Source organism: Kitasatospora sp. NPDC056446, assembly GCF_042796115.1.
Classification (GTDB): domain Bacteria; phylum Actinomycetota; class Actinomycetes; order Streptomycetales; family Streptomycetaceae; genus Kitasatospora.
The window spans coordinates 1-1,188 of the sequence record NZ_JBHTRF010000243.1; the positions used below are offsets into that span (position 1 = coordinate 1).

A 1,188-nucleotide genomic window follows, 5' to 3' on the forward strand; every position below is an offset into this window, starting at 1 on the left:
TAAGAGACAGCCCCGGGCCATGCCCGCGCGCACGGCCTGGATTTTTGCATCGTCTACCGGAACTCCATGATCTTTTGCGGTTTCCTCCAGAAACTCCAGTGCGGTCAGACCGGAGAACATGTTGCCCACGGCCACGCCACTGGCCAGCCGGGCATAGCGATGCCCGAATCCGGCGATGAACTGATACACCTCCTCGATCTTGCCGCTGTCGAGCATCGCCCGCGCCATTGCACGCTGTTCGGCGGTCATCGTTTCAACCATGTTCAATCTCCTTCACGTTCCGGTGTGTAGGGCAATGGGACCTGATGCGTTTCAGATAGGCCTGGACATCCGACTCGATCTTCCGCCAATGCGGCAACAGGTTCTGACGATAAACAACGGTGGTGCGTACGTTCAGCAGCCCAGGCTGCTCAAGCGAGGCCTCGCACAGTGGCGTCCACTGCGGAGGTGCGTATTGCGGCCCGGTCATGCAGCGGATCAGGACGGTGGGTGCGCGTGCCGGGTCCAGGCTGTCGGTATAGGTGACCCTGTTCCAGTTGAAGCTCCGGCTCTCCGGCAACGCCGGTCTGGCCATCTCCAGTCCAAGGGCGGCGTCACGACCGAACTCGAATGTGACCTCGGCGGGCAGTCTTTGATGGTGAAGGCGGTACAGTCCCCAGTCACGAATCTGCCGCAGCGTAATGTTCTCGCCCTCGCCTGCCTGGTTCAGGCCGATGTCAATCCAGTTCGAATCGCCGTTCCCCGCAGAGTGATGCCGGTCGTAGTCCTCCCGGGTCTGTGCGTTGCGCGGCACCATCTCCGGCCAACGCAGCTGGATGGAAACGCTGCGCAACGGTGCCCCGCAGCTTGACGAGGGGTCGGCGCGCGCGTCCCGGTCCTGCTCCCATATCCACACATCCTCTCTGGGCACCTCCAGCGCGACTCCACCAATGCGTCCCTGCAGCCGTGCGGCCTCTGGCTCTTTCCTGTCGGACCCGCACCCCACCAGCATCGCCGACATCGACAAGCACAGCAGCAGGCCGAACCGCAGCCGGCACACGCTTGCCAGCCACCTGCCAGCCACTGCAGGATCGCGCTCAGCGTTCACGCAGCGATTCCTGCGCGTGCTGCTGAAGAGGGCTGAGCAGATAGTCGATGACCCGCCGCCGCCCCGTCTTGATTTCTGCGGACAGGCTCATGCCAGCACTC

General features: G+C 63.1%; 2 protein-coding genes. Both read right to left on the minus strand.

All coding sequences use genetic code 11. The annotated features are described in order from the left end of the window. The coding region (locus ACFQ6N_RS41005) for a hypothetical protein (protein ID WP_380659222.1) at positions 1-261 on the minus strand (261 nt) is incomplete at its 3' end. Next, positions 254-1,087, minus strand: coding sequence for a hypothetical protein (locus ACFQ6N_RS41010; RefSeq protein WP_238581818.1), 834 nt, complete (start codon positions 1,085-1,087; stop codon positions 254-256). The genes ACFQ6N_RS41010 and ACFQ6N_RS41005, both read right to left, overlap by 8 nt. Positions 1,088-1,188: the final 101 nt, after the last annotated feature.